Annotated in this window: 40 protein-coding genes; 23 read left to right on the top strand and 17 right to left on the bottom strand. The window is 48.0% G+C overall.

The window, feature by feature from the left end; translation table 11 throughout:
• Positions 1–23: 23 nt before the first annotated feature.
• Positions 24–572: a hypothetical protein gene (locus tag NGAR_RS12355; RefSeq protein WP_015020086.1), complete on the top strand. Its 549-nt coding sequence runs from the start codon at positions 24–26 to the stop codon at positions 570–572.
• Positions 573–662: 90 nt separating this feature from the next.
• Positions 663–788: a hypothetical protein gene (locus NGAR_RS18875; protein WP_266190255.1), complete on the top strand. Its 126-nt coding sequence runs from the start codon at positions 663–665 to the stop codon at positions 786–788.
• Positions 789–837: 49 nt separating this feature from the next.
• On the opposite strand, the gene NGAR_RS12350 is transcribed toward NGAR_RS18875, so the two are convergent.
• Entirely contained in the window at positions 838–1,515 is a 678-nt protein-coding gene (locus tag NGAR_RS12350) for a CRISPR-associated protein Cas4 (RefSeq protein WP_148681418.1), read from the bottom strand.
• Positions 1,516–1,628: 113 nt separating this feature from the next.
• Between NGAR_RS12350 and NGAR_RS12345 the strand changes: the two genes are divergently transcribed.
• Entirely contained in the window at positions 1,629–1,832 is a 204-nt protein-coding gene (locus tag NGAR_RS12345) for a hypothetical protein (protein WP_148681417.1), read from the top strand.
• Between the two features lie 236 nt (positions 1,833–2,068).
• On the opposite strand, the gene NGAR_RS12340 is transcribed toward NGAR_RS12345, so the two are convergent.
• From NGAR_RS12340 to NGAR_RS12330, 3 genes are read right to left on the bottom strand one after another with little or no spacing between them, the layout of a single operon-like run.
• On the bottom strand, positions 2,069–3,331 hold the full coding sequence (locus NGAR_RS12340) for a tRNA pseudouridine(13) synthase TruD (protein ID WP_015020083.1): 1,263 nt from the start codon (positions 3,329–3,331) through the stop codon (positions 2,069–2,071).
• A 10-nt stretch (positions 3,332–3,341) separates the two neighbouring features.
• Positions 3,342–3,569 (bottom strand): ribosomal protein L13e, encoded by a 228-nt coding sequence (locus NGAR_RS12335; RefSeq protein WP_015020082.1) that lies wholly within the window; start codon positions 3,567–3,569, stop codon positions 3,342–3,344.
• Positions 3,570–3,604: 35 nt separating this feature from the next.
• Entirely contained in the window at positions 3,605–3,784 is a 180-nt protein-coding gene (locus tag NGAR_RS12330; protein ID WP_148681416.1) for a hypothetical protein, read from the bottom strand.
• 87 nt (positions 3,785–3,871) lie between these two features.
• Between NGAR_RS12330 and NGAR_RS18870 the strand changes: the two genes are divergently transcribed.
• The 10 genes from NGAR_RS18870 to NGAR_RS12285 all read left to right on the top strand — a co-directional run bounded on the left by NGAR_RS18870 (position 3,872) and on the right by NGAR_RS12285 (position 8,206).
• Entirely contained in the window at positions 3,872–4,444 is a 573-nt protein-coding gene (locus NGAR_RS18870) for an NAD(P)/FAD-dependent oxidoreductase (protein ID WP_015020080.1), read from the top strand.
• Positions 4,420–4,839, top strand: coding sequence for an FAD-dependent oxidoreductase (locus tag NGAR_RS18865; protein WP_015020079.1), 420 nt, complete (start codon positions 4,420–4,422; stop codon positions 4,837–4,839). Before NGAR_RS18870 ends, NGAR_RS18865 begins: the two co-directional genes overlap by 25 nt.
• A gap of 16 nt (positions 4,840–4,855) precedes the next feature.
• The gene (locus NGAR_RS18860; RefSeq protein ID WP_266190254.1) at positions 4,856–4,987 is read left to right on the top strand and encodes a hypothetical protein; all 132 of its coding nucleotides are present in this window, start codon (positions 4,856–4,858) and stop codon (positions 4,985–4,987) included.
• Between the two features lie 56 nt (positions 4,988–5,043).
• Positions 5,044–5,304, top strand: a complete 261-nt coding sequence (locus tag NGAR_RS12315) for a hypothetical protein (protein ID WP_015020078.1) — start codon at positions 5,044–5,046, stop codon at positions 5,302–5,304.
• Between the two features lie 4 nt (positions 5,305–5,308).
• Complete coding sequence (locus NGAR_RS12310) at positions 5,309–5,680, top strand: hypothetical protein (protein ID WP_015020077.1); 372 nt, start codon at positions 5,309–5,311, stop codon at positions 5,678–5,680.
• Between the two features lie 30 nt (positions 5,681–5,710).
• Positions 5,711–6,112, top strand: coding sequence for an EVE domain-containing protein (locus NGAR_RS12305; protein WP_015020076.1), 402 nt, complete (start codon positions 5,711–5,713; stop codon positions 6,110–6,112).
• Positions 6,113–6,184: 72 nt separating this feature from the next.
• A complete protein-coding gene (locus NGAR_RS12300; protein ID WP_015020075.1) occupies positions 6,185–6,676 on the top strand; it encodes a hypothetical protein in 492 nt (163 codons plus the stop codon).
• Positions 6,677–6,721: 45 nt separating this feature from the next.
• The gene (locus tag NGAR_RS12295) at positions 6,722–7,105 is read left to right on the top strand and encodes a hypothetical protein (RefSeq protein ID WP_148681414.1); all 384 of its coding nucleotides are present in this window, start codon (positions 6,722–6,724) and stop codon (positions 7,103–7,105) included.
• A gap of 90 nt (positions 7,106–7,195) precedes the next feature.
• Positions 7,196–7,453, top strand: coding sequence for a winged helix-turn-helix domain-containing protein (locus tag NGAR_RS12290; protein WP_015020073.1), 258 nt, complete (start codon positions 7,196–7,198; stop codon positions 7,451–7,453).
• Positions 7,454–7,501: 48 nt separating this feature from the next.
• Positions 7,502–8,206, top strand: coding sequence for a DUF3108 domain-containing protein (locus NGAR_RS12285; protein ID WP_148681413.1), 705 nt, complete (start codon positions 7,502–7,504; stop codon positions 8,204–8,206).
• A 65-nt stretch (positions 8,207–8,271) separates the two neighbouring features.
• Here the strand turns inward: NGAR_RS12285 and NGAR_RS12280 are convergent, their stop codons facing one another.
• Positions 8,272–8,799 carry a hypothetical protein gene (locus NGAR_RS12280; RefSeq protein WP_148681412.1) on the bottom strand — a complete coding sequence of 176 codons (528 nt, stop codon included), beginning with the start codon at positions 8,797–8,799 and terminating at the stop codon, positions 8,272–8,274.
• Between the two features lie 38 nt (positions 8,800–8,837).
• Here NGAR_RS12280 and NGAR_RS12275 point away from each other — a divergent pair, with 38 nt between their 5' ends.
• Genes NGAR_RS12275 through NGAR_RS12255 form a run of 5 tightly spaced genes read left to right on the top strand, consistent with a single transcriptional unit; the run spans position 8,838 to position 12,899 of the window.
• Complete coding sequence (locus tag NGAR_RS12275) at positions 8,838–10,115, top strand: aspartate aminotransferase family protein (RefSeq protein WP_015020070.1); 1,278 nt, start codon at positions 8,838–8,840, stop codon at positions 10,113–10,115.
• Entirely contained in the window at positions 10,112–11,059 is a 948-nt protein-coding gene (gene hemC, locus NGAR_RS12270; RefSeq protein WP_015020069.1) for a hydroxymethylbilane synthase, read from the top strand. The genes NGAR_RS12275 and hemC overlap by 4 nt, the downstream gene beginning before the upstream one ends.
• Positions 11,056–11,805 carry a uroporphyrinogen-III C-methyltransferase gene (gene cobA / locus NGAR_RS12265; protein ID WP_015020068.1) on the top strand — a complete coding sequence of 250 codons (750 nt, stop codon included), beginning with the start codon at positions 11,056–11,058 and terminating at the stop codon, positions 11,803–11,805. Before hemC ends, cobA begins: the two co-directional genes overlap by 4 nt.
• A gap of 13 nt (positions 11,806–11,818) precedes the next feature.
• Positions 11,819–12,619, top strand: coding sequence for a uroporphyrinogen-III synthase (locus NGAR_RS12260; protein ID WP_015020067.1), 801 nt, complete (start codon positions 11,819–11,821; stop codon positions 12,617–12,619).
• 31 nt (positions 12,620–12,650) lie between these two features.
• A complete protein-coding gene (locus NGAR_RS12255; protein ID WP_015020066.1) occupies positions 12,651–12,899 on the top strand; it encodes a hypothetical protein in 249 nt (82 codons plus the stop codon).
• Here NGAR_RS12255 and NGAR_RS12250 read toward each other — a convergent pair.
• From NGAR_RS12250 to NGAR_RS12230, 6 genes are all read right to left on the bottom strand, one after another.
• Positions 12,891–13,196, bottom strand: a complete 306-nt coding sequence (locus NGAR_RS12250; RefSeq protein WP_015020065.1) for a winged helix-turn-helix domain-containing protein — start codon at positions 13,194–13,196, stop codon at positions 12,891–12,893. The two genes, NGAR_RS12255 and NGAR_RS12250, sit on opposite strands and share 9 nt — an antisense overlap.
• Positions 13,197–13,478: 282 nt before the next feature.
• The gene (locus NGAR_RS12245) at positions 13,479–14,033 is read right to left on the bottom strand and encodes a hypothetical protein (protein ID WP_015020064.1); all 555 of its coding nucleotides are present in this window, start codon (positions 14,031–14,033) and stop codon (positions 13,479–13,481) included.
• 140 nt (positions 14,034–14,173) lie between these two features.
• On the bottom strand, positions 14,174–14,368 hold the full coding sequence (locus tag NGAR_RS12240) for a hypothetical protein (RefSeq protein ID WP_015020063.1): 195 nt from the start codon (positions 14,366–14,368) through the stop codon (positions 14,174–14,176).
• A gap of 85 nt (positions 14,369–14,453) precedes the next feature.
• Positions 14,454–14,618 (bottom strand): hypothetical protein, encoded by a 165-nt coding sequence (locus NGAR_RS17735; RefSeq protein WP_187147494.1) that lies wholly within the window; start codon positions 14,616–14,618, stop codon positions 14,454–14,456.
• Between the two features lie 348 nt (positions 14,619–14,966).
• The gene (locus tag NGAR_RS12235) at positions 14,967–15,155 is read right to left on the bottom strand and encodes a hypothetical protein (protein ID WP_015020061.1); all 189 of its coding nucleotides are present in this window, start codon (positions 15,153–15,155) and stop codon (positions 14,967–14,969) included.
• Between the two features lie 1,268 nt (positions 15,156–16,423).
• The gene (locus tag NGAR_RS12230; RefSeq protein ID WP_015020058.1) at positions 16,424–16,900 is read right to left on the bottom strand and encodes a hypothetical protein; all 477 of its coding nucleotides are present in this window, start codon (positions 16,898–16,900) and stop codon (positions 16,424–16,426) included.
• Between the two features lie 321 nt (positions 16,901–17,221).
• On the opposite strand from NGAR_RS12230, the gene NGAR_RS12225 reads away from it, so the two are divergent.
• Positions 17,222–17,662, top strand: a complete 441-nt coding sequence (locus tag NGAR_RS12225) for a pyridoxamine 5'-phosphate oxidase family protein (RefSeq protein WP_148681411.1) — start codon at positions 17,222–17,224, stop codon at positions 17,660–17,662.
• Between the two features lie 57 nt (positions 17,663–17,719).
• On the opposite strand, the gene NGAR_RS19415 is transcribed toward NGAR_RS12225, so the two are convergent.
• Together NGAR_RS19415 and NGAR_RS12215 are read right to left on the bottom strand one after the other, a co-directional pair.
• A complete protein-coding gene (locus NGAR_RS19415; protein WP_148681410.1) occupies positions 17,720–17,860 on the bottom strand; it encodes a C2H2-type zinc finger protein in 141 nt (46 codons plus the stop codon).
• A 314-nt stretch (positions 17,861–18,174) separates the two neighbouring features.
• Positions 18,175–18,546 carry a response regulator gene (locus NGAR_RS12215; protein WP_187147493.1) on the bottom strand — a complete coding sequence of 124 codons (372 nt, stop codon included), beginning with the start codon at positions 18,544–18,546 and terminating at the stop codon, positions 18,175–18,177.
• Between the two features lie 372 nt (positions 18,547–18,918).
• Here NGAR_RS12215 and NGAR_RS12210 point away from each other — a divergent pair, with 372 nt between their 5' ends.
• On the top strand, positions 18,919–19,194 hold the full coding sequence (locus NGAR_RS12210; protein WP_015020055.1) for a winged helix-turn-helix domain-containing protein: 276 nt from the start codon (positions 18,919–18,921) through the stop codon (positions 19,192–19,194).
• A gap of 12 nt (positions 19,195–19,206) precedes the next feature.
• On the opposite strand, the gene NGAR_RS12205 is transcribed toward NGAR_RS12210, so the two are convergent.
• Positions 19,207–19,437, bottom strand: a complete 231-nt coding sequence (locus NGAR_RS12205) for a hypothetical protein (RefSeq protein ID WP_015020054.1) — start codon at positions 19,435–19,437, stop codon at positions 19,207–19,209.
• Between the two features lie 171 nt (positions 19,438–19,608).
• Complete coding sequence (locus tag NGAR_RS12200; RefSeq protein ID WP_015020053.1) at positions 19,609–19,926, bottom strand: hypothetical protein; 318 nt, start codon at positions 19,924–19,926, stop codon at positions 19,609–19,611.
• A 432-nt stretch (positions 19,927–20,358) separates the two neighbouring features.
• Between NGAR_RS12200 and NGAR_RS19110 the strand changes: the two genes are divergently transcribed.
• The gene (locus NGAR_RS19110; protein WP_148681409.1) at positions 20,359–20,901 is read left to right on the top strand and encodes a 4Fe-4S dicluster domain-containing protein; all 543 of its coding nucleotides are present in this window, start codon (positions 20,359–20,361) and stop codon (positions 20,899–20,901) included.
• Positions 20,902–20,988: 87 nt separating this feature from the next.
• On the opposite strand, the gene NGAR_RS12190 is transcribed toward NGAR_RS19110, so the two are convergent.
• Complete coding sequence (locus NGAR_RS12190) at positions 20,989–21,225, bottom strand: hypothetical protein (RefSeq protein WP_015020051.1); 237 nt, start codon at positions 21,223–21,225, stop codon at positions 20,989–20,991.
• Between the two features lie 112 nt (positions 21,226–21,337).
• Here NGAR_RS12190 and NGAR_RS12185 point away from each other — a divergent pair, with 112 nt between their 5' ends.
• Both NGAR_RS12185 and NGAR_RS12180 read left to right on the top strand, forming a co-directional pair.
• On the top strand, positions 21,338–22,336 hold the full coding sequence (locus tag NGAR_RS12185) for a PfkB family carbohydrate kinase (RefSeq protein WP_228369363.1): 999 nt from the start codon (positions 21,338–21,340) through the stop codon (positions 22,334–22,336).
• A 43-nt stretch (positions 22,337–22,379) separates the two neighbouring features.
• Complete coding sequence (locus NGAR_RS12180) at positions 22,380–23,351, top strand: nucleoside hydrolase (RefSeq protein WP_015020049.1); 972 nt, start codon at positions 22,380–22,382, stop codon at positions 23,349–23,351.
• A gap of 235 nt (positions 23,352–23,586) precedes the next feature.
• On the opposite strand, the gene NGAR_RS12175 is transcribed toward NGAR_RS12180, so the two are convergent.
• Positions 23,587–23,823: a hypothetical protein gene (locus NGAR_RS12175; protein ID WP_015020048.1), complete on the bottom strand. Its 237-nt coding sequence runs from the start codon at positions 23,821–23,823 to the stop codon at positions 23,587–23,589.
• Between the last annotated feature and the right edge of the window lie 211 nt (positions 23,824–24,034).

Below are 24,034 nucleotides of genomic sequence, written 5' to 3'. Positions count from 1 at the left end.
GGTGGACGCCAGAGAAAACAATCGTGAATACAAAAGCCATTTACGCGGTGGGTGGCGGCATCGCAGCTGTTGCGATAGCGATATTTTTCATTCTAGGCTCTGGAAACCTGAGGCTCCCCGGCGGCGGGCAGGAGAATGCTGCCCCAATCCCAGTGACCGACCTGCAGATCGTGCTCAAGGACATTGCAGTTCAAAGAGTGGACGAGAGGAATGCAAACGTGCAGGTCGTCTTTACTGCCCACAACCCCAACAGGAGCACTGCAGTGCTTGAAACGATCCACTATACTGTATTCGTGGGCGAGTTCCAGATGACATCCGGCGACATTGGGGTGAGCCCCGAGGGCTTTGTGGCAGGGCAGCCTGACACATTTCCAATAGTGAGCAACGCCACCATCACGCTCAGGGACACAAAGGTTGCGGTGCGGAACAGCCTCACCGCCAGCAGTTGGGACAGCATGGTTGACGGAACCGCCCAGTTCAGAGTAGAGGGCGCATACACATACAGGCTGACGGGCTCGAACTTCCAGACCAGCTACTTTGAGAACAAGGAGTTCACCTTGACATTCCCATAAGATTTTATGATAATATCACTGGGCAGGATTTTGCCATGCGATAAGGATATTAAGTTTTGAGCATGGCTCTGTGGTGACATGGCCGAAGAAATGTTCATGTTCGCGGTGACAACAGGAATCTTTGTGTTCCTAGTGGCAGTAGTGTTCGGTGCGAGAGCAAAAAGGTACAGCTCGGGATACACGCCGTCCGGAGGACACGCCGAAACCAGCGGATAGCTGTAGCGGCGTTGTCATCAATCCATTTTTATTATTGTTGTTATAATTATTATTTCTTGGGCTTGAAGATTTCTTCCAGTATAAAGCCCGTGCCTTCGTCCTTGACCTGCTTTCTTGCATAGCACCTTTCATAATACCTGCAGTTCAGGCACAGCTCAGAGGGCTCGACTATCGGCGCCTTGCCGTCCTTTAGGAGCGTGCTGAGCACCCTTGCTCTCCTGATGACCTCTTCAAACATCCTGTTGTTTTTCGTAACAGAAAACTCGACGGTCTTGCCCTCCGCAGTCATGTAGATCAAAAAGCCTTCGTCCTTGTTGAACGCAAAGAGGCAGGCGTTAAGATACAGCAAGTGGCGCGGATGTGGAACCTCTGGCAAGGTCTGCACTACTTCGAACCTGACGACAAATTCGTCGGCAATTATCAGGTCGGCGTTGACTTCAAGCGACAGGCCCTCCACCTTGTATTCTCCACGCGTGTTGCCAAACGAGTGGCGCATTGCGTTGCCAAGCAGGCTGGAAATCTTGGACACATTGTCTGAAGGCAGCGGGTCTCTGCGCTCGTAATAAGCAAACCTTGTGCAGCCGGTAGCTTCGATCGCGTGAATTTTGTCAGGGTTCTTTTTGTCTATCTTGACGCTCAGGTCTTCCTGCAGCTTGTCAAGGTTCTTTTCTACTATCTCCCGCAGGTTCCTGCTGCCAAGCATTTTTGTGTATACATCATATACCATGCTTTAGCGCTATATATTATGTTTTGAGCTAAAACATGTGCGGCAAAAACCTATTTCTGTTAGAAAATCTCTGGTTTCAAATGCAATTGAAGAGCTGGATGGCAATAGCTGGCTTGGTCGCAGTAGGATCTGTCCTAACAGGCCTTCTGTATTTTCAGCCACAGCTTTTTGATAATATTATTGCTGCAAAAGAGCCCTTTATTGCAATTACAATTGAAGGTCTGAAGGACACGTACAAAGTCGGCGAGCCGATAGACTTTATCGTTAGGATTGAAGGCCATGGGTGCGACAGGGCTTCCTTCAATCGCGATCTATGAAGCATCTACTGGACAAGTTGCCTGGTCAAGGTTTGGCTAAATACGTCTGTTCCCGGCAGGCTATTCGTGTCCCCCTGAAGACATTCATCACGTCAAGCATGTCGGGGGACGTAGAGGTACAACAATGACGAACAGGGCCGCCTGAGGACACAAGGCAGCGTGCCAATAATCATGAGCGAAGAGAGAAGATACATCGTTGACGTAGAGTCAGTAACAAAAGAATTTACAGTCGTCAACTAAAAACCGCTCCTGATCGGGTCTTGTGGTTTGATTATCTCGCGTAAGAGCGTGGTCGCGTACGATCCCTTTGGAAGCTTGAATGATACTATCAGTTGAGGGTTTTTGCTGTAGGAAAAGTCCATGCACCAGAGCGGCGCCTGCCTAAAGCCTCCCTGGTGGCTGAGCTCCTGCATCTCCTTGACGTAAAAGTCCTTTGCAGTCACGCCCTCCTCCTGCAGGATTGCCTTGGTGATATTTTCAAACCTGCCCTTGCCGGGCTGGAATGTATAGCCTGCCATCCTTATGGCCGGCACCATTTTTTTAGCCTTTGAAGCATGGTCGTACTTGATTATCCTGCCAAACGTGGCCGGCCCCTCCATCTCAAAGCAGAGGTCGCCAGCGGCCGGCTGGAGCAGATCCTCTCCGTTGATGACAGCCGTGCTCAAGCACTTGTTAAAGATGTAGGCCTGGTACGCCTGCACGAACAGCCGGCGGATCGTAATAGGCACTGTACGCAGAGCCGAAACTGCGTCCTTGCCGGCGACAAGCGCCGTCAGCACCTGCCGCTCGATGTCCATACCCCTTGGCAGTATTCTGAGCACTTGCCGGTAGTTGCCCGGGTCAGCACTCTTGCTGCGGATCTCCTTGCTTGCAGGAGTATCGTATTCCGTGGTATACGACAGCAGGAGCTCTACTGCGCGCCTGAAGTTGCGCTTGACAATTTCCCTTCCCACAAGGTGCGTCACCAGCCTTTCGCTTCCAAAGCGTTGGAGTCCGTAAAAGTTACCTACCTTGTCTATTTCCGGGAGCAGGCCTGACAGGTCATGCGAGCGAGGCCTGTGGATCGTTATTTCAAACTTGTTGCCTGCAAGGAACTCTTTGCCAAGCGGCCGCCGGGTAAAGCCTTCTAGTGTGAGCCGGGTGTGCTTGGTCTTTAATTCTCCCGGCGGGTTTCTCATCACTCTGTCCGCGCTGGCATACTGCGTCGTCACGGCCTTGGCGTCCTTTATCCCCATCACCCTAAGCCTCATCCTGCATTCGCGCTCGATCTCAAATAGCGCGTGGTTTGAGTCGATATCGTGCTTTTCAAGAATGTAGAGGGGGTAGCGGTGCCGGTTGTCAAATGTTAGCGATATGTTGCCCACAAGCAACTCGTCTACCAGCTCGGAAACTCTAAAGCCCTCGCTCCTTTGCTTGATAGACCCGCCCGTGCCGGCAAAGCTTGTACAGTAGCATTCTATTCCTGCAAGCCTGTCGATCTTGGAGACATAAAGGGTCATTTGCGAATGGCTATTCCTTCTTCCTTTTCTTGGACGGCACAATTATTATTGTCTTGGCGATCGATTTCAGCTGTTCGATATTCTCTGGATATTTTGTCTGCCTCCACATATCCACCGGCACGCCGCTCTTTCTAGCAACCCGTAGGTCAAGGCCGGCTTCCCTCAGCTCGTCCAGCGAATAGCCCCTTCCTGCCCTGACAATGTATCCGTTCCTGACCGTTGGCTTGGCTGCTTGCATATTTGTGGATGCTGTATACACTGCCTAGGATAAAATCATGCCGTATGGGCCTTCCTGTACGGCCCCCTTGACCTCTTGCGGGCCTTTTCCTCCTCGCAGGCCTTGCGAAGTAGCGAGGACTCCTCTTGCTCTGCAAAATTATGCGCTGCGATGTTGTGCTCTTCAAGCTCCTCGGCTCCTGCAAACATCATCCCGCAGATACTGCACTTTGGCACAGCTTACGTAATGCGCGCCCTAGTTATTAGGCCTTCCAGTTACGCACCACTTTATGGTATTTTATTTTTAGTATCTGTTACATTATCGTGGCAAGAGCTGCAGGTCTGATTGGAGAAGAAAAGAAGGCAGGCCAGAAAAATTTATTCGATGTGGCAATCATCGGGGCAGGATATGCAGGGCTTTCGGCGGCGCTCTTGTTTGGGCGGTATCTTGTTTCAGCAGTCGTATTTGATGGCGGCAGAGCAAGGAACTCGATGACCAGACGTGTGCACGGCTACCCGGGCCTTGAGAACTCGTCTCCCAAAGCGCTCATTGGGAAGATGTGTGCAGATGTAGCCAAGTACAGATCAATAATAGTGGTCAGGAGCACGGTGCGTGCTGTCAAAAGGCGTGGTAGGCATTTTGCAGTCATGACAGGCGCGCTAACCTTTCAGGCAAGGTACGTGGTTATTGCGACGGGCGTGCAGGACATCAAGCCCAGAATAAAGAATCTCGAGAAATTTGACGATGACGGGGCATGGCACTGTCCATACTGCGATGGGCTTGAAACTGCCGGCAGGAGGCTTGCCGTGATCGTGTCTGGAAAGAACCCATTATCTTTTGCAAAGGAATTTCTTGGACACAGGATATCACGATGTTTTTACGCAAGTGCAGGCTGAGCAAAAATGAAAGGGACGAGGCGGCAGCACTTGGCATCAAGGTGGTGAACGACACGATAAAGCACATAGCAGGCAGGCGCGGCGGGCTTCCAAAAGAGCTGATATGCACAGGAGGCCGGCGCTATTCTGCAGACGTGGTGTTTTACAAGCTCGGCTACCATGTGCAGAGCAAGCTGGCTGAGCGTCTTGGGTGCAAGTTGGACGAAAGATACGTCAAGGTCGGTAGCGAGCAGCAGATGACGATGCCTAGCGTTTATGCAGCCGGCGACGTAGATACTGACAGGCACTTTGTGGTACTGGCCGCAGCAGCGGGCGCGCGTGTGGCCATATCGATCTATGAAAAATTACTGAAGGAGGCTGTCAAGGCAAAAGTGGAAGGGCATAAATCTCTTTGATGCCCCTGAGAAAGATGTGGCGATTGAGGGTCCTCCGCTGTGGGTCTGGGCAGTTATCGTGGGAGCAATAATAGCATCCAAGTTTTTCTTGAGGTGGTCAAGACTGAAGAGGCTGACAAGCGAACTTAGAAGAAATGCTGGCAAGTAATTTTTTCCTCTACAAAATCATAAAGTTGTTTTATATCATGATGCAGCGATGCGATCATGGCAAGCGAGGTTATCGCTACCGATAGGCAGTACCCAAAGCTGTCAAAAGCGGCTTCAGGGTACATAGAAATAGACCACTTTAAGAACGCCGACCTCCACACAGGGTATTTCTGCTACAACTGCATATACTTCATTAAGGACAACCACTGCGCCATAGTCGAGGACGGCGGGCCGGACGTGAACGGCAGAGAGTCCGGGATCATCGCCCCATATGGCCTGTGCACGCTGTGGGACCCTAACGAAAAGGAGGCGCGATAAGTAAATGACAGAGATCGAGCAAAAGATCAAGGAAGCTTTTGGAAATATAGACAACCTGACCAAATTCAAGAAGAGGAACAAGCTCCAAGCTTCTTACATCGAGTATGATAAGTTCTCTGATTCGAACCTGCATGAAGGCTACTTCTGCTACAACTGCATCTACTGGATAAACCAAGGCGGAGGCAAGTGCATGCTGGTGGATAATGAAGGTCCTGACGTTCTAGGCAAGACCTCTTCGGTGATCGCGCCTCATGGCTGCTGCTCTCAGTACGAGCCTAACTATGACAAGCTGCACGATACCCGCACCCCGACCGCGGGCCTGAATATAGACACCGAGAAGAACAAGGAAAAGGTAACAACGGCAGACGTCGTATAACTTTTTTACCACCGGCCAGTTACCCTGCGCATGGCATACTGGCTGTTCAAGCAAGAGCCCTCCACTTACAACTATTCACAGCTGGAAAAGGACGGCAAGACGATATGGGACGGGGTGGCAAACAACCTAGCCCTCAAGCACCTAAGGAGCGTGAAAAAGGGCGACAGGGCGCTGTTTTACCATACCGGCGAAGAAAAGCAGGTGGTAGGCATCATGGAAATAACATCCGATCCATATCCGGACCCAAAAGATAGGTCGCTTGTAGTGGTCGATGTACGGCCAGCCGGGAGGCTTGCCAAGCCGGTGACACTTGACGCAATAAAGCGAGACTCGGCGTTTTCTGATTGGGAGCTGGTGAGGATATCAAGGCTGTCGGTGATGCCAGTCCCAGATAGGCTGTGGGATAGGATAATGAAAATGAGTATCAGATAATCATCCTAGAAGATATCCACCGGAAACTTTCACCGCTTTACAATTAACCCAGAATGCGTTATCTTAACGTAAATGGCAGAAAGGCTCAAGGACATAAAAGAGACTGCGTCAGATGCAGTGGAAATAATAAGAGAACTTGGCTCGCCGGACGTGCAAGAATCGCTTGAAAAGATACGCGAGGTTGCCAAGACTGCCCGTGAGATAATTGAATCGCTCAAGGACCCTGCCATGGTGGAAAACATCGAGAACATGCGCAAGATGGCCGAGTCCATAGAGAATACCGGCGCACGGATGGAAAAAGTCACGACCGAGCTAAGAAACTCGGGCGTCCTTGACGAGGCAAAGGAGACGATGAAATCTGCCAGAGGCACCATCAGCTCCATGGGCGATGCTAAGAACATGGGCGAGACCGTGGACGCGATAAAGGAGATGCTGCGCTCCATTTCCGGGCTTATCGATGAATTAAAGCTCACCGTCGTGTCTTCAAAGAAAGAAGGAGTGATCCACGACGCCGAAGAGGCCGTGCGCGAAACTAGGAACGCGCTTGGCGGGCACAACAAATAGTAGACGACGGTTCCTCTTTTATAGGATGACATCATATTAATTTCAATGTCTACTACTAACAATAGTAATGCCGGCACCACTACTACCAGCATAAAAGAAATGACGCCAGAGCAGACCGCCGAAGCGATCAAGAATATTGCCAGAAGAATAAGGGAAGAGTCCACCAAGATGCGCGAGACGGTCAAGATAATCCGGCAGAGCGGCGCGATAGAAGAACTCACGGAAGCCGTGCGCGAGGCTACGCTGGCTGCGCGCGACAGCGCCAAGGAGATAAACGAAGTCGCAAACGACCTGAAAAAGCGCGGCGTCATAAGGGAGACACTAAGCGCGGCTGAAGAAACCGGGGCTACGGCTCGCGACACTGCTCAGACGATGAGGGAGACGGTCAGTAGGGAAGCTTCCAAGGAAAAGACGACGGCTCCGGCCTGAAGAGTCCCCTACCCTTTATTTTACAGCCAGAAAAATTTTCTAAAAGATTTGTTCAAGACGTTTTTATGAATGTCTGTATTACGATACCCAATGAAATATAGAAGCAGAACTGATATAACTGCACAAATTCTAGAAGCTGCAAATGGCGGCGTTACAAAGACCAAGATAATGTACAAAGCGTTCTTATCGTACGCCCAGCTGAAAGAGTACCTTACAGTGCTGGTTGAAAACAAGCTGCTTGAATACATCGAGGGGGAGCAGATCTACAAGACGACTGACAAGGGCAACCGCTTCTTGAAGATATACAACCAGATCGGCGAGTATGTTGCGCCAGACCTAGAAAAGTAAGAAGAAAAATCTATGCTTAAATAACCACAGGTACAAAATCAGAATAGAGTGTCTCCAAAGCGGCGCGTAGCAATCATGACTGCGGTGTTCGCTGCAGTCGGAGTAGGAGTGAGCGTAGGCATCATTGCTGCCGGAGGAGGGTTTTCTGCTCCAGGCCGGCCGATTCTAACTCCGCCCACGGCCGAGGATATCTGGGTGGTGGGGGGCAACATAAAGGACGGGACAGCGCTTGATTATTCCCTGACTGCCAAGAGCGAGGCAAGTTCGCTTGATTCTGCGCAGGTTTCCATGGTCTTTACTGAGGCCGGCGACGACAACTGGAACGTTGAATTCACGATTGTCAACGGGACAGGTCAGACTGTTGTCGAGAACACCATGACGATGTCAAAGGAGCTGACAAGGGAAGGACAGTTGGACGAATCGTTCAGGCCCTATTTTGACCCCATACAGTCGTCGATCTTTGCCGTCCGGGAAATGGAGTACGGCGATAGCCCAAAGTACCTGGTGGTGGGTGCACCGTGGAACCAGATATTTTACCAGTCGTCAGAAGTCATAGTGCGGGTCACCGGAGAGGAGACGGTGCAGACGCAGGCAGGGACGTTTGACGCTTTTGTCCTGAGCTACAAGCTGGCGGACAAGACAAGCAAGATCTGGGTCGTCCGCGACATGCCTCTGCCAGTCAAGGCAGAGGTTTATGACCCAGAAGACAACCTGCAGTACAGGTATGAGCTTGTCCGGGCTTCAGGAGTCTAAAGGCAAAAAAAGAGAATCACACGATGTCGTCATTGAAAGTATTGGCAATCCAGAAACGATTCACATCATCCTGAGGTCTTGTTCGGGAAATACACGTTTTCAACAAGCCAGTCTGCATATGACCTGACCCTCTCGTCTATCCTGCACCAAAAATGCACCGAGCCGGGCAGGATTTCTATCCTGCCTTCTGGCATGATTACCTTGACACCCTCCTTGCCCTCGTACATGTAGGCGTCCTGCGGCCGGGCGTCGCTGCCTAAAAGCTCGACCGCCTTCTGCTTCACAGCCTCTCTAGGGACAGGGAAAGTCTTGCGAAACTTGTCGACCACAATGCCCACGTTTTCTGTGCCGTACGAGCCAATGTCAGAGATCTTGGCCGGCTCCGGAAAGTGCAATTGCAGGTCGACGCCGTGGCGGAAGCCGACGAAAAGCGCCAGCTCGTTCACCTTTTGGTATGCCATGTTGGGGCTTCTCTTCAATGCCGCAGCAAGGGCGTCGCGGTTGCTCTCGATGTTGTGGCGCAGGTCATCCATGAGGCTAGAGAACAATAATGCCGGCACGTCTCTTTTTGCAGTCTGCCGTTTAATTAGCATTACAATTATTATACTCGACAGAGAGCTCTTACACATAGTTGAACAGGTCTGAACAGCTCTTTGGCAGGGCCAAGAAGGTTTTGCCCGGCGGCGTCAACAGCCCGGTGCGCTTTTACGAGCCTTACCCCTTCTTTGCCACCTCTGCAAGGGGCAGCAAGCTCACCACGGCCGACCACAAGACATACCTTGACTATTGCATGGGATACGGCGCGATGGTACTCGGCCACGGCTACTCCTCGGTGATAGAGGCGGTCAGGTCGCAGCTTGATAATGGGACACTCTTTTGTGTGCCTACAGAGCGGGAGATAAAACTGGCAGAAATGATTTGCAAGGTCGTCCCATGCGCCGAAATGGCCCGGCTTCTCAACACGGGTTCTGAAGCCACAATGCACGCTATCAGGCTCGCCCGGGCATTTACAAAGCGTAAATGTGTGATAAAATTTGAAGGCGGGTACCACGGCGCGCATGACTATGTCCTTGCAAAGGCAGGGTCTGGCGCGGCCAGCATGCCGGCGTCAGAAGGCGTGCTTGAAGAGGCGTCGGCGCAAACAGCCGTTGTGCCGTACAATGACCCAGCGGCGCTTGAGCGCGCAATCGAAAAGAACCGCGATACTGCGTGCGTCATAATAGAGCCGGTGCTTGCAAACATTGGGCTCGTGCTGCCGGAAAAGAGGTACCTTAACGAGGTGAGAAGGATAACGGAGCAGAACGACGTGGTTCTGATATTTGACGAAGTTGTGACGGGCTTTCGCCTGCAGCTTGGCGGAGCTAGCGAGTTCTTTGGCATCAAGCCCGATCTGGCAGCGTTTGCAAAGGCGCTTGGCAACGGCCTGCCAATAGCGGCGATTGCCGGCAAGAGGGAGATAATGAGCAAGCTTGCGCCTGCCGGCGCTGCGTACCAGGCAAGCACGTTTGCCGGCAACTCCGTATCGGTGGCGGCCGCCATCGCCACGCTTGAAACTTTGATCGAGGCCAAGAACGCGATCTACCCCAAGATAGCAAGAACGTGCGATAGCATTGTCGACGGGATCAAGGACGCGCTGTCGGCAGCACAGCTGGATTGCACTGTAAACTCGATAGGCTCGATGTTCCAGCTGTTCTTTACCGGCGAAAAGGTGAAGGATGAGGCAAGCGCCAAAAAGTCAAACGCGGCAATATTCCGCAGGCTGTTTGACGAGCTACTAAAGCGCGACGTATTCATCCCGCCTTCGCAGTTTGAGACATGCTTTGTTTCGTACGCACACAGCGAAGACGACGCAGACAAGACCATTGAAGCATACAGCGAAGCGTTTCGCAGGATAAAGAAACAACAATGAAGAAGTCGATTTGGGTTGGCACCAGGGGCAGCAGGCTTGCAATAGCCCAGACAGAGATAGCGCTTGCTGCATTGCGCAGGGCCCATCCGGGCGTGCGCTTTGAAGTTGTTACGATAAGCACCAAGGGCGATGTGGACAAGCGACCCCTCTTTACCATGGACGAAAAGGGGATCTTTGAAAAAGAGGTGAACGAAGCTGTCAAGAAAGGCGAGGCAGACTTTGCTGTCCACAGCCTCAAGGACATACCCTCCGACCTATCAGAGGAGCTGGTGGTGGCGTGCATCCCAAAGAGGGCAAGCCCAAACGACGTGCTCGTCAACGACAAGGGCCAAAAGCTCAAAGAGCTTGCTCCCGGCTCGGTCATTGGCACGAGCAGCCTCCGGCGTGCGGTGCAGCTGACCAAGTACAGGCCGGACCTCAATGTCATGCCGATAAGGGGCAATGTCGAGACGAGAGTAAAAAAGGTGATTAGCGGCGAGTATGGGGCGGTGGTTCTTGCAGAGGCAGGTCTGACCCGCATCGGCATGAAAGACGTAATAGTCGAGCGCTTTAGCATCAGAGACTTTGTCCCGGCACCGGGCCAAGGAGCGATAGCGATCGTGTGCAGGCGCGATGACAAGGCCCTCATTAGGATGCTTGGGCAGATAGAGGACTCGCGCTCTCGCGCCGAAGTGCTGGCAGAGCGGGCTCTGATAAAAAAGGTTGAAGGCGGCTGCAGGTTTCCTCTGGGTGCGGTGGCCGTGACCAACGGCGACAAGATCACGCTCTATGCAAGTGTATTTTCTGCAGACGGCTCGCGCAACATCAAGGTGAAAAAGGTTGGCAAGGCTAGCGAGCCGGAAAAGCTGGGCGATAAAGTCGCCGGCATGCTGGTCAAGCAAGGCGCGATGGAGATGGCAGAGGGCTGGCGCAGGGCTGTAGACGAGTGGAACAGGAAATTATGATGGAAAAAAAAGGCAAGGTGTTTATCTGCGGTGCAGGCCCGGGCGACCCCAAGCTCATAACGCTGCGGGCAATGGAGCTTTTGAAGACGTGCGACGTTGTTTTGTATGACAGGCTGGTCGGCAAGGAGATAATCGACCAGATCCCTGCAGGAGCGAAGAAGATTTATGTTGGAAGGACTGTCGGCGACCCGACCACGCATCAGGACAGAACAAACGAGCTTATGGTCAAATACGCGAAAAAAGGCAAGAGTGTCCTTCGGCTCAAAGGAGGTGACCCGTTCATATTTGGACGCGGCGCTGAGGAGGCAGAGCACCTCATCAGACATGGAATAAAATTTGAGATAATACCAGGCATCACGTCGGCGATAGCGTCGCCGGCTTATGCCGGCATCCCGCTAACCCATCGCAGGTATTCCTCCTCAGTCGCCATAGTCACGGGGCACGAAGGCGCAGAAAAGGACGAGCTTGCTGTCAGGTGGGACAAGCTGGCAGGCGCAGTCGACACGATCGTCGTCCTGATGGGAATAGGCCAGCTGGATCAGATTTCACGCGATCTGACAAGGGCAGGCATGAAAAAGAGCACCAAAGTGGCGATCGTCGCAAGTGGCACGACCGAGAAGCAGAAGGTGGTCAGGGGCACGCTTGGCACCATTGCAGGCATTGCCAAAAAGGCAGACATCAAGCCGCCGGCAGTGATCGTGATAGGCAAGGTTGCCGGCCTTGAAAACCTAGAGTGGTTCAGGTGATGACGACCGGGGTATGCCGGGGCTGCTAAAAAACAAGATCATTGCAATCACCAGAAGTGAGCGCGACGCAAAAGAATTTTCAGAGCTGGTGAGCAAACAGGGAGGCAGGCCAATAGCGCTCCCAACCATAGAGATAGTGCCCAAGGAGGCAGAGGTTGGACAAGAATTCCTAGAAAAGTTACGAAAGGAAAAACACGACTATTGCGCGTTCATGAGCCCTCAGGCGGTGAGCGTGCTCTTTGACCTTGCAGGCAATGAAGCGGTGCTGTCGGCGCTCAAGTCCACCACGGTAATAGCAGTCGGACCAAAGACAAAAGAGGTCTTGCAAGAGCGGGGCGTAAAGGTCGGGCTCGTGCCAGAAAAATTCTCGTCGGCTGGGCTTGTCGAACTCTTGTCGTCGTCGATAAAAGAGCCTGCTGGGAAAAAGATAATCATCCCCCGGAGCGGCGCTGCAAACGAGTATGCCTCAGAGGCGCTTGGCCGCCTTGGGATTAAAGTCGACGAAGTCCTGCTCTACAACGTGCGCACAAGCGCTACCATAACGCCGGTCTGGCATGAATTTGCCAGTCTTTTGCGGCAGAAAAAGGTGGACGCGATCATTTTCACGAGTGCTTCAAACGTCAGCTCGTTCTTTGAGATAATGGGCATAGTGTCAGCCGCCTCAGGTAGTCTTCTGCAGCTAGACGAGCTCACTAAGGTGGTATCGATAGGCCCTTTTACAAGCAGGGAGCTGGAGAAGAGGCAGATCAAATGCTTTCAAGCGGAGGAGCACACAGTCATGGGCGCGCTCAAGCTTGCAACGCAGATCGTGTAACTCTTTTTAGCCTTTGTGCCCCATACCGGCCATGACAGAAACAGCAACAACAAAGCAGAGTGGTCTGCTTGAAGACTCGACATTCAACATAATAAGTCAGCTTGAAAAAAAGGCGGATTTCCTGTACTCGTCGGTTGAAAAATACATGCGCGACGCAGAGAAGGACAACAAGCCCGAGCTAGCCAAGCTATGGAGCACGATTAAAGAGGATGAGCAGAAGCACTTGCAGATGCTGCGCGAAGAGCTGGTAAGAGAAGCTAAACAGGACATACTAAAGTAGAGATAGGGGAGAAGCATCATCAGGCTTTGCGGCACGCCGGGTCTCTATCGCCAGCATATCGGACATCCTTTCGACGGCACCCAGATACTCGATGCCCTTTGGCGTAGTGCGGAACTGCCTGAGCGATCCTGTCTCGAGATCCTGCTCGAGCAGGCCGCTTTTTATCAGCAGCTGCGTATACTCCTTGGCCTGACCGTGGGTTAGGTACGCATGGAACATTATCTTGGTGATGCCAGCTCCGCCCTGCGCACTGTACAGGATATCCCTCATGATTTCATCTTTTTGCCGGTTCCGCATCCCAAATCTCCAGACTCTATAGCAATGGCTGTCTGGATATAAGATTACCGCCCAAGTGTTATAGAATAAAATTCTATTCCCTGCTTCTATCGTTAGAGAGTTTGATCAGCTCTCTTCGGCCAAAAGCCGGATTTTGTTTTTGAAGCAGGCCGCACACGATGGGACGCTGTTGAACTCAATCACCGTTTCTGACGACTCCTTGCAAATTTCGCATATCTTGGTCATCGCCAATACCGATGTACCCATGTTAATTAACTACTGATGTGTAGTCCTGCTGACATATCAACTGCTTCTATAAGGCGAATCCAATTTTTTGATCTGGTTGCGCAGCCACACAATGTACATCCGCTGGGTCTTTCTGATCTCTATCGCCTGCCTGCACAGATCCTTGATAGCAAGCTTGTGCCTTTTCCAGTCGCACCTTGAATTCTTCAACAGGTAGTACGGCCGCTGATCCAAGAGCTCTGCAGGCAGCTTGTCCACGGTCCAGATGTCGCACGGGACTTCGCCGTGAGGTATCCCGGAGCCATCTCCCTGAACGAGGTGCGTCAGCTCGTGCGCTATTGTGTAGACAGAGACGTTTGGCTGCAGGCGGAAAACGGGAGGGTTGGCCCAGCCAATGGCAGTCCCCTGCACCCAGCCTCGCCTCTTTAGCAGGCCGCAGGCTATTGTTTTGTTCTGAAGTTCTGGGAACAGGGCGTATGCCTGCATTATCCGCGCCTTGAACTCGGGGCTGAACGCCTGCTGCGCCTGCCTGCTGAACTCTATCGGCATCCGGCAATATGGTTTTTTGCCGTGCCGGTTAACTACCTTATGCTTGTCTTTTGCAGAGTGCATACATCATTTTTGCCGGGAACTCCGTCAGCCCTACGCCAATTGGCTAGAGCAATATGACCACGCGGCCAAGCATGTAACTCTATCGCTTCGCCCGCAAGTCATAAACTAGATGACGATTGGCAGTAGCAGCAGTAGGCTCGCTAGTAGGTTTTCTTGGATAATAACGTACTCCGCGTGAGAATTGCAACAATCATTATTCCTATCGCTTCAGCAATTGCCCCGACCACGTGCAGTGGAAACTCGGGCACAACGTTTGTTCCAGTTATCACGATCTCGCGTGAGCCGTGTTGGTAATTAACCTGCACCGTATTCTCTCCTCCTATCTCGTCTTCCAATACAAAAAAGTCTGTCGGGTTGCCATCAACAGTTACAACGTAGGGTGGCTCTAGGACTCTATCAACAGCAATTATGGCAACTCATTCATACCGTCGGTCCCATCCACGCCAAAGGATACCTTTGCGAGAACGATTCTTGGACGGTTACGCCTGCCTCTACCAGTATGTCTCTATCAAATTCAACAATTATCATGGCTGCCTGCATCGATGCTGGGTGCTTCCATGGTTCAAGTCCGTCAGGGCTTGCCATTACAACGCCCAACAATCTAAGACCGCTCTATCATTGTGGCAGCTGAATTTCAAGATCCTGTTGCGGGTTAGTGTACGTTCCGCTTATTTGATCGCCCGCAAGAAAGAAATCTTGTTGATCTTCGTCAGTCTGCGCATACAAGAAAACAGGATTGCTGGCTGCAAGAATGATAATAATAACAAAAAAGGATGTGGCTAAAAGGCGGTAATGATAGTAATGGCAGTTCTGCACTGTATTATTATGACAAGGCTGTCAAGTTAATTTGCTTTGTCGTGGCAGGCTCTATCTGGATCGGATATTGCCAAAAGTCTTGAGTACCGCAGCCAGTTATTGTTATTATTATCATCATTAATTAATGCTCGCATTCTTCTTCTTTTTGTGGTCATGGTGATTTCTTGCATAAATGATAGTCCTGAGCCAGATAAGGTACACCACGACTATCGTCAGAAATAGTTGTGAGTAGGGCTCTTCGATGATCATGGCAAGTTTGTCGTCGTACGAATCCCAGTATCCTAAGGAGTGTGTTGGTAGGGCCATCTTTTGTATGCAATCAGGTGGCCAGCAAGACTGTCCTCTGCCTGCACTGGAATTTGGAACCAAGGACATCATCAGGAACGGTGGAGCAATACACTACTGCGGCAATCAAAAGCCATATCAAGATGGAAATATCCACGCTTGCTGAGACTCCAAACCGCTGGGTTTTGACTAAAGAGGCTAGACCCAACTAGCTTGCTCCATAAAAGTTGGTTATCATATTTTGTCTGTCAGAAAAGATTACTTGAGCTTAGCTAGTCACCACATCGCCCGTGCATGAGCACATTGACGCATCTAGTTAGTATCAATTTAAGGTGCTTTGAAGAAGCAGGTCTGAAGGCAGAGCTTTCCAAGAGCACCCTGCTTTAGATTCAGCTTTTATTTATGCAGCTGAAGATACCTTCTTGGCATGGTCAATCTTTCTATGCTCTTCCAGATATCTAGCTGGCTTGGGAGAAGAAGACATATATCGCATGTCTCACTGTAGTATGCAGGCCTTACTTTACTAGGCGGCAGTGTCTTGACTTTGACTACTGTGCCATCAACTTTGACCTTTTGTTCTCCTTCGTCCTTTTCCTGCTTCTTCGCCATTCTTCATCGAATCACATAATTTTAAAGCATTTCAGAGAAGAAAGCCTGAGACAAGACAAGTTCAATATTGCGCTGACGTCATTGCTACTACTTTTATATGTCATTGCAAACGAGTAGGATGCATATTGTATTACGCTATATCTCTCATGTAGTATATTGTGCAACTTGCAACCTTATCAACTGAAAGACCGTCCAAAATATCTGAAGTATACAGATGCGAGACCTATGGAGCAAAATTCAACGGTCGTCGACTCTCTGTGTATGTTCTGTAAGATGGCTTACCTGCCTTCTGGTCCTGCTGGACAACTTTCTTCCTCTTGGCATTGCTAGTGCACATGGTCATAATAGTATAAAGTAAGGATCTATTTTTTGAATAGCAAAAGCATATCAGCATGAAAAATGTTATACTCCATTAATTTACCATAAAGACTAAACAATATCTGCCGTGGATGAAACAGGTAAGGGTTAAGTTTCGGCTTAACACCTGCCTGGAGTAGTCCACGGCACTCTAACTAGTTGTTGTATTGCTTTTGATTTCTATTATTTTGCGATTGCTAATGGTTTTTCTTTCTGTCTTGCATCTTCTCAATTTTCTGCGAACCCAAAGAAAAAATGCCATTAGACTTGCTACTACTATTCCAATACCTAGAGACGTTGGCTCTGCTGTCATATAATATTACTCAATGAGTAGTACTTACATGCTGGCTCAGGTCGTCTTCTGTATCAAATGCTGTCCGGCATAGTTCGCAGAGGTACACACGAAAGTCTTCAGGGGTTGTGTGCTTTGCTGTGTATACTGGTGTTGTGTATTTTGGCAAAATCACCTCTACTTCTGGAAAGACAGCGGTATAACCAGGGAATTCCTTCATGTAATACCTCGATGGGTCAGGCAATATATCACGCTCGTAATTTCTCTTGACATACTCCTCAGGCACTTTTAGCCATAGCACATCACCATCCCAGCCTTCAACTTTTCCCATTGGGATGTAATAATAGTGAACATTTACAAATCCTCTCTTTACTACAACAAAGTCGCGGCTGACCGCATCTATATCGCCAATATCAATATCATCGCTTGAGTGGACTGATTCGTTGATAAGGTCTATCCATTTTTTCTTTTGCGCCTTGCCAACTCTCGGCTTGTCAGATATCACCATATGTACATAAAGGCACCGGATAGTATTTAGCAACTTAAAATTTGCATTGTCATGTTGATATTTTTATCTCTGGTTGTTCATCGATTGTCTGCATTTCTGTTCCAGCCAAACCTAAGATTAAAGCATAAATATGAGTTAAATTGAGGATCACTTGGGATAGTGTCGAATATCAGTTATTCATGTTGCTCTTCTGTGCAAGCTATGAGTTACTATTACACAAAACTCTTTCTTTTCAAGAAGAAGGCACACAAGTCATTGTGGCAGAAGGTAGAACTACTTAACGTTTAATCTACTTTAATAGTTTGTTTTTCAATATCATCTATGTCTTCATCAACAACTTCAATGCTTAAGCTAGAAGACAAAGATGTACAATTTCTAAATTCAATGAATGTAGCAAGACTTGCAACTATTGATAATGAAAGAAATGCACCACATGTGGTTCCAATAATCTATGCCTTCGATAATAAGAATAGTAAGTTCTATCTTACTACATTTAAGGGAACTAAAAAGCTCCGCAACATGCAGCAAAATAAGTCAATATCAATAGTCGTTGATGAGTATTCTAAATCTGCAAAGAAAGGGATAATGTTCAGAGGTAGAGCGGAGGTGATAAACCCTAACACAAATGAATTTCGGCATGCGGTTAAACTGCTTACCGACAAACTAGCATACTACAAAAAGAATCCAATCAGTCCAGACAAGTCAGAAGTAATTAGCATAGCACTGATTTCAAACAGCAAATGGGAGCTGCCTCCAGACTAGTGACAAGTATGCTTTCCAAGAATTCAACGATGATCTAGGTAGGTAGTTGACATTATTTTACATTGCCTGCCCTGTCGTTGTGGCTGTTGTGCATCCTACGTGAGCCTCTCGATTATGCATCATAAGGTCTTCAAGCGTCTTGAACATTCGGCCACATACTCTGCATTCATGGCGTGGTTCGGCTTGACTTGCGTCCATGAATTCTGCTATACAACATAGGATATATATAGAGAGACATACTCACCAACATATTGTCGTCTTTTTTGGTAGATCCCTTGCTCTGTTTGGATATAAGAGGGTAAGATATTTTCTGCAATGGGTTATATTGCAGATCCAATGATGATGTCTGGTACAATTCGTTTCCTTCATCCTTAGGGGTCTTCTTCAAGGTAATTGAATCAGCAACGATTCTATTGATTTCAAGCCGTGGAATCTTTTATTGACCTGTTGCATCCATCGTGGTGACTGGTGTAGCTCACATGCTACTTGATTCTAGCGGCAAAAGAATATCTCTAATGTGGCTGCATCGTACCAGCGTATTTTGACACTATCTGCACCAACTTGGACAAGGGAATCGGCTTTTCAATAAATTCATCAACTTTTGTTTTTGGAAAGACCTTCTCAAACTCTTGCTTCTGCACTTCAAAGGCAGTCATTAAAATCACTTTGATCTTGTCGTCTACACTTCGGACATTTCTTACAATTTCAAACCCATTCATTTGGTGCATACGAATATCAGATATTACAAGTGCATATCTATCATGGTTGAATTTAAAATCCTCTGATGCTTCAATTGGGCTAGTAAAGCCAGCCACGTCGTATCCGTTCTTCTTTAGCATGGTGCTAAATAGCGTCACCAGTTCAGATTCATCATCTAGCACCATAATGCTATTACGCCCAGACTGCATTTAGCTAATTCCCAATTCTGGGGGTGTAATTATACGATTGTGATGATATCCTATCGTGTATCTTCTAGAGAAAACTATAGTAGCTTGCCATCATCTCTCTTTATTATCTCGTACTCGTTGCTTGATGCAGAAAAGCTAATCTGCATGGTTGTAGGTTGATATAACAATGATTACGCATCTCCCGCTCGCCCATGCCCTGACCTGCAACCAGCAGATTTTTGAGTCTTGTCTATTAGTCCTGACGAGTGTCGGTTGTTTTTTGCTGCCAAATCGTGTTTGCCAACAGCGGGAATTTTATTGCAGAATGATATCTCAAAACGCTATTAAATGTCAAATTTAACAAATGACATGAAATATAGAAGCAGAATTGACATTGTTGCGCAGATGTTAGAAGCTGCAAACAATGGCGGCGCTACTAAGAGCAAGATAATGTACAAGGCTTTTCTGTCTTATGGACAATTAAAAGATTACTTAACGATAATGAATGAAAAAGGTCTGCTTGACTATGACAAAAAGGAACAGTTGTACAGGACAACCGAGAAGGGTCGCAAGCTCCTGAAACTGTGCAACAAGATTGAACACTTTACCCATGAGCAGGAAGTCGCCGAATTGCCACGTATGTAAAAATAGGACATATCATGTCTTTATCCAGCAGCTATTTTTATCGTTAGCTAACCAGTTGAACCCTTGCATTCTTAGTATGTCGTTAATTTCGCGCCATTCTTTCTTTTCAAGCCAGCCTTTAGGCTTGATTTTGATACAGTCTTTTTCATTGAGAACAACAAGCTTGTCTAGCCTGATCCCTAACCCCTTAGCGAATTGTTCTACACTGGTATCCTTATTATGAATAGCCGCCTGTCGCAGCAAGCTTTGTTTTCTCCTAGATTCAGGTTGATGCCCGCTGTTTTAGCCGATGCCTGTCCTAGGACTGCTTTGAGTGCACATACCACAGGAGCATGCATGTGTACCGCAGTTTATGCATCTATGCGTGTTTATTTCATATCGTATCAACCTTTCGACCATAATCTAGCAGCAACCTCAGCTTGCCAGTGTGCCACGCTTGGCCTTGAGCTGGTCAACCAATGCTTTTATCTGCTGTACATAAGCTTGTACTATTCCTTTAATTTCTTGGGATTCTTCATCTGTAGGCGCTCTGTCATAAATGCCTCTAAAATATCCCACTATCAGACCGTCAAGCTGACCTACAACTAGTCCATACATAAAGTCATCTTCATGCTCATACCTCCAAGTGTCGGCAAGATTCTGCCTATTAGGAAAAGTTCCGCTGAGTATACGCAGATAGTTTTCAATAGTTTCGCCAGCTCTTTTGCGAAATTCTTGGTCAAGCGTCGCCATATTATACTTTAAGCTGCGGCATCATAGGTAATAACAATAATACACAATCCGGCAGCGCCTGTCACTTTGACATTTGCTATTACAATGCTTATTGACCATCATTATGCTTCATTTGCATATGTACCTTGAACGCAGGCTCTGTCTTGTATTTTCTTCCACAAATAAAACACACTCTTGGCTTTGAATCTTTTCTGGGCTCCAGATTGTCTGCAATTCTAGTAGCCAAGTTTATCATAAATAGTACTGGCGCGGCATAACATATTATTATCAGTTGTTAATATGCCTCGACTTTGAATTCTGAGTCCTACCTACAAAAACATATGAGCGCATATTATTTCAGAGATGAAATTTTAATTAGTTATTTCAATAGAAAATGTATTCTGGTTAGCATAAATGTAATTCGTAATAACAATGAGATGCAAAAGATATGCCGTGCCTATCGATTCTGAATTCCCAAAGAATCATCAAGTCATTGGCAAGCATAAACATTCCGATGGAGAGCATTATCATTTTGTATGGGGACCAGGAAGAAGCACCGAAGCAGCAGAGAATGAAAATGTGAAAGCAGCCTACCAAGCTAGAGGCGAAGAGCTAGTACCATTAGGAGTGCATGGCACCATGATTGCAGTTGACTGGGATTCCTGCATAGCAGATGGTAGTTGCATAGAAGCATGCCCTGTTCAGGTCTTCCAATGGTACAGAACAGAAAATGATGTTCCCGCAGCACAGATGGCCAATGCCACTAGTGCCGGTACAGGCAGTATGGTCAAAGAAGAGCGAAAAGATTACACAGACAAATCAGACCCAATAAGGGAACATGATTGCATATGGTGCATGGCATGCGTCTCTGTCTGCCCGCCACAGGCTGTCAAGGTAGACCAGTCGAATCTAGAGTTCCATGAAAAAGCTGCCGGGACGTTTGATGAATCTCTGGCAAAAGGAGGACAGCCACCACCGCATGCATCACATGCCTAGATATACAGTTCTCGTAGTATTTTCCATTAGTCTTTCATAAAAAGGACTAGGGACTTTTTCAGCCTGCCTCTTACATTCCTCTTCTATTTATTTACCTAGCCTTAGTACATCAACCTGCCCGCTGTGCAGCCAGTCCTTCAGCTCTTCATGGGTCGGCTTTAGGTCGTGCTTGCCAGCCAAGTGAAGATGCAAAAGGACATAGTTTATCTGGTTGAGCAACGGTTTGTTTGCTTCGTCGCCCTTGCGAGCCTTTGTCTTCAAGTCAGCTGGAACAGTTCTCCACCAGTCATCAAACGATCTTGCCATAACCAAGCTAGCCGACAAAAATACTTTAACCTTTCACACTGCCATGAGCTCTTTTGTTGTTATCGGACGCATATGAGAAAAGAATGAAGATTTAAGAAACCTGATGATCTCTCTTTACTCATTATTGTCAATGCCAAGTATGCTCGTGTGCGGAGCAATAAACTGGGATACCATAGTATTCGTAGATGAGCTGCCAAAGGCGGGTCAGGAGATACATGCAAGAGAGATTATCTCTGTCCCCGGGGGCAAGGGCGCAAATACTGCAGTTGCCGCAGCCAGAATTTTGGGTGCTTACCAAGTTCAGATTTTGGGCATGCTTGGTCTAGACGATCTAGCCGAGAGGCATAATGCTATCCTCAAACGCGAAGGGATTGACACATCCTGCCTATTGAGACACAAGGAGGCCGGCTCTGGTCAGGCGTACGTCATAGTGGATAAAAAGGGCGAGAATATGATCTTGACATACAAAGCAGCAAACCAGATGATAGCGCCTGATGTCATAAACAATCGTATGATGCAGGATGCGATCAAGCAGGTGAGCACCATTGTTATTATAGATCCGCCACTTGATGTTGCCTCTGCTCTTTTAGAGCAGGGCCGGCAAAATGACAATAAGACTCTGATCTGGTCGCCTTCGCTGCTTACAAGTCATGGATTGTCGGCCCTCTATGAACATATGAAATTGATAGACTGGATTACACTAAATGAACAAGAGGCCAGAGCACTGACAGGATCATCTACTACCGCAATAGACGGTATGCGGGCATGTGTGATGCTATCCAAAAAGCTTGGCGGTGGCAAAAGAGTTGTTGTTACATTGGGAAGAAAAGGTTGCATATTATGCTGGAATGAAAAGAAGGCGCTAATACCAAGTTTGGACCTTGCTCAGTTTGGCCTGAAGCCAGTTAGCAGCGTTGGTGCTGGCGATACGCTTCTAGGCGCTCTGAGCGCGTTTAAGATCAAAGGATTTGATGATATTGAGTCATTATTTATGGCAAATGTAGCTGCGGCATTAAAAACGACCAAGCAAGAAACCAGAGGAAGCCCAAATTATGATGAGATAAAGAATATGATGGATGATAAACGAGTTCGTACACTGTTTAGCCAGATCGTGATTGAGGTACAGTGACTTATTTAGAAGCAGCAAGAACATCATCATAGGCTAAACCATTATGTCTGGTAAAAAAATCATAATCATGGATGTGGACACAGGGATAGACGACGCCATAGCAATAATTGTTGCTTTGCAGTCTCCCAATATTGAGATTATTGGAATTACCTCTGTCCACGGTAATGTATCATCAAAGAAAGCGGCGCTAAACACACTTGGAATACTTCAGGCGGTGGGCAGGCAACAACATGCCAACAAGATACCCGTGATTCAGGGAGCGCTAAGACCTCTCTCCTCTGGGAAAAAATTAGTTCATACAGAGCATATCCATGGAAAAAGCGGGTTAGGTGACATCAAGCTCGAATATGACGAATCTCTTCTAAGACGTGATGGTGCACCGCACTTTATCTCCCAAACTCTGAAAAATTACAGAAAAGGAGAGGTTTCGCTAATCGCAACAGGTCCTCTTACCAATGTTGCCAAGGCAATAGCCGCGGATCCTTCCATAGTCGATTCTCTTTCAGGCATATACGTGATGGGTGGCGCATATGGTCTGGCAAGCAAGGATGTTTATGGGAACATAACTCCATATGCAGAATTCAACTTTTACTGCGATCCGGCCGCCGCACAAATCGTAATGGATTCTGGAGCCAAAATGAATGTTGTAGGTTTGGATACGACAAAAAGATATCTTGTGGACGACACATTCGTAGCAAGACTACTTCGATCTAGGAAGAACAAGGCAGCAAAGATAACCAGTTCATTGCTACATTATCCCATTGAAAGATTTGGAAAGTTCGATCTGCCAGACGTATTTGCAGTTGCCATGCTTGAAAGGCCAGATATGTTTGAATTCAAAAAAGGGAGGATCGAAGTTGTGAAAGAAGGTCCGCTGCAGGGACATTCACGATTTATTGAAGAAGCAGAAAGGGCGAACAATAGCAAAACTTTTGTCGTCAGCAGGATAGTAAGTGAAAGGCATTTTGACGACTATCTTTTTTCTAGGCTAGGATCCAATCATTACTTCTTTTAAGATTGCATTTTTCCTCAAAATATTTGAAATAGAAAAAAATTCTAACAATTGTTGTAATGCATCGTGAATCATCTAATTATTAGCTTTAGACCAATTGGAGTAAGATTCATCGCTTGTTGCCAAGTGTCCTGAAGAAGACCTTGACAAGCAGGTACACAGATCCTTTACAGGATAAACTCAATGCTGCCGTCTTCATTTCGATTGCCTATGCCATCTCTCATCACGAATGACATGTCTAGAAGGCATTAGATATAGTCCAGGAGTTAACATTACAAAATGGTTTCAAAATGGTAGGACAGCACCCAAGCTCGATTAGGGCATCATCGGCCCAACTCCCATCGTCCTTTTCTATTTTTCCAGCCAGGTTTTGACACTCCTCTACATCATCGTCCACAGTTCTGGTAATCGGCCCGAAATGATAGAAATATGCTTCACCGCCTTTTGATGCATAAGCCGAACTATAATCAACCAAGCTATCTCCAATATCAGCAGTCCATAAGGTTATACAGCTATATGCGCATCAAAGATCTCTTACATTTGGTAATCTCTACAACTGGCACTGTCAAATCTTCGGTTGATGATTCTTGATGAACACGTTTGAGCAGCCCCAACTCTGCAGAACCAGAAATTATAAGGTATATTTGTGATAGCATGTGGGTAAAACTTTGGTGGCTGTCTGCTGA

Source organism: Candidatus Nitrososphaera gargensis Ga9.2 (assembly GCF_000303155.1).
Lineage (GTDB): Archaea > Thermoproteota > Nitrososphaeria > Nitrososphaerales > Nitrososphaeraceae > Nitrososphaera > Nitrososphaera gargensis.
This window is presented reverse-complemented; position numbering and strand designations above follow the sequence as displayed.

Bases quoted from the DNA above. Each gene is read 5' to 3' on its own strand.
- NGAR_RS18875 (WP_266190255.1), top strand. From the start codon at position 663: ATGTTCATGTTCGCGGTGACAACAGGAATCTTTGTGTTCCTAGTGGCA.
- NGAR_RS12350 (WP_148681418.1), bottom strand. From the start codon at position 1,515: ATGGTATATGATGTATACACAAAAATGCTTGGCAGCAGGAACCTGCGG.
- NGAR_RS12340 (WP_015020083.1), bottom strand. From the start codon at position 3,331: ATGACCCTTTATGTCTCCAAGATCGACAGGCTTGCAGGAATAGAATGC.
- NGAR_RS12335 (WP_015020082.1), bottom strand. From the start codon at position 3,569: ATGCAAGCAGCCAAGCCAACGGTCAGGAACGGATACATTGTCAGGGCA.
- NGAR_RS18865 (WP_015020079.1), top strand. From the start codon at position 4,420: ATGTTTTTACGCAAGTGCAGGCTGAGCAAAAATGAAAGGGACGAGGCG.
- NGAR_RS12315 (WP_015020078.1), top strand. From the start codon at position 5,044: ATGGCAAGCGAGGTTATCGCTACCGATAGGCAGTACCCAAAGCTGTCA.
- NGAR_RS12310 (WP_015020077.1), top strand. From the start codon at position 5,309: ATGACAGAGATCGAGCAAAAGATCAAGGAAGCTTTTGGAAATATAGAC.
- NGAR_RS12305 (WP_015020076.1), top strand. From the start codon at position 5,711: ATGGCATACTGGCTGTTCAAGCAAGAGCCCTCCACTTACAACTATTCA.
- NGAR_RS12300 (WP_015020075.1), top strand. From the start codon at position 6,185: ATGGCAGAAAGGCTCAAGGACATAAAAGAGACTGCGTCAGATGCAGTG.
- NGAR_RS12295 (WP_148681414.1), top strand. From the start codon at position 6,722: ATGTCTACTACTAACAATAGTAATGCCGGCACCACTACTACCAGCATA.
- NGAR_RS12290 (WP_015020073.1), top strand. From the start codon at position 7,196: ATGAAATATAGAAGCAGAACTGATATAACTGCACAAATTCTAGAAGCT.
- NGAR_RS12280 (WP_148681412.1), bottom strand. From the start codon at position 8,799: ATGCTAATTAAACGGCAGACTGCAAAAAGAGACGTGCCGGCATTATTG.
- hemC (WP_015020069.1), top strand. From the start codon at position 10,112: ATGAAGAAGTCGATTTGGGTTGGCACCAGGGGCAGCAGGCTTGCAATA.
- cobA (WP_015020068.1), top strand. From the start codon at position 11,056: ATGATGGAAAAAAAAGGCAAGGTGTTTATCTGCGGTGCAGGCCCGGGC.
- NGAR_RS12260 (WP_015020067.1), top strand. From the start codon at position 11,819: ATGCCGGGGCTGCTAAAAAACAAGATCATTGCAATCACCAGAAGTGAG.
- NGAR_RS12255 (WP_015020066.1), top strand. From the start codon at position 12,651: ATGACAGAAACAGCAACAACAAAGCAGAGTGGTCTGCTTGAAGACTCG.
- NGAR_RS12250 (WP_015020065.1), bottom strand. From the start codon at position 13,196: ATGCGGAACCGGCAAAAAGATGAAATCATGAGGGATATCCTGTACAGT.
- NGAR_RS12245 (WP_015020064.1), bottom strand. From the start codon at position 14,033: ATGCACTCTGCAAAAGACAAGCATAAGGTAGTTAACCGGCACGGCAAA.
- NGAR_RS17735 (WP_187147494.1), bottom strand. From the start codon at position 14,618: ATGGCAAGCCCTGACGGACTTGAACCATGGAAGCACCCAGCATCGATG.
- NGAR_RS12235 (WP_015020061.1), bottom strand. From the start codon at position 15,155: ATGGCCCTACCAACACACTCCTTAGGATACTGGGATTCGTACGACGAC.
- NGAR_RS12230 (WP_015020058.1), bottom strand. From the start codon at position 16,900: ATGGTGATATCTGACAAGCCGAGAGTTGGCAAGGCGCAAAAGAAAAAA.
- NGAR_RS12225 (WP_148681411.1), top strand. From the start codon at position 17,222: ATGTCTTCATCAACAACTTCAATGCTTAAGCTAGAAGACAAAGATGTA.
- NGAR_RS19415 (WP_148681410.1), bottom strand. From the start codon at position 17,860: ATGGACGCAAGTCAAGCCGAACCACGCCATGAATGCAGAGTATGTGGC.
- NGAR_RS12215 (WP_187147493.1), bottom strand. From the start codon at position 18,546: ATGGTGCTAGATGATGAATCTGAACTGGTGACGCTATTTAGCACCATG.
- NGAR_RS12210 (WP_015020055.1), top strand. From the start codon at position 18,919: ATGAAATATAGAAGCAGAATTGACATTGTTGCGCAGATGTTAGAAGCT.
- NGAR_RS12200 (WP_015020053.1), bottom strand. From the start codon at position 19,926: ATGGCGACGCTTGACCAAGAATTTCGCAAAAGAGCTGGCGAAACTATT.
- NGAR_RS12185 (WP_228369363.1), top strand. From the start codon at position 21,338: ATGCCAAGTATGCTCGTGTGCGGAGCAATAAACTGGGATACCATAGTA.
- NGAR_RS12180 (WP_015020049.1), top strand. From the start codon at position 22,380: ATGTCTGGTAAAAAAATCATAATCATGGATGTGGACACAGGGATAGAC.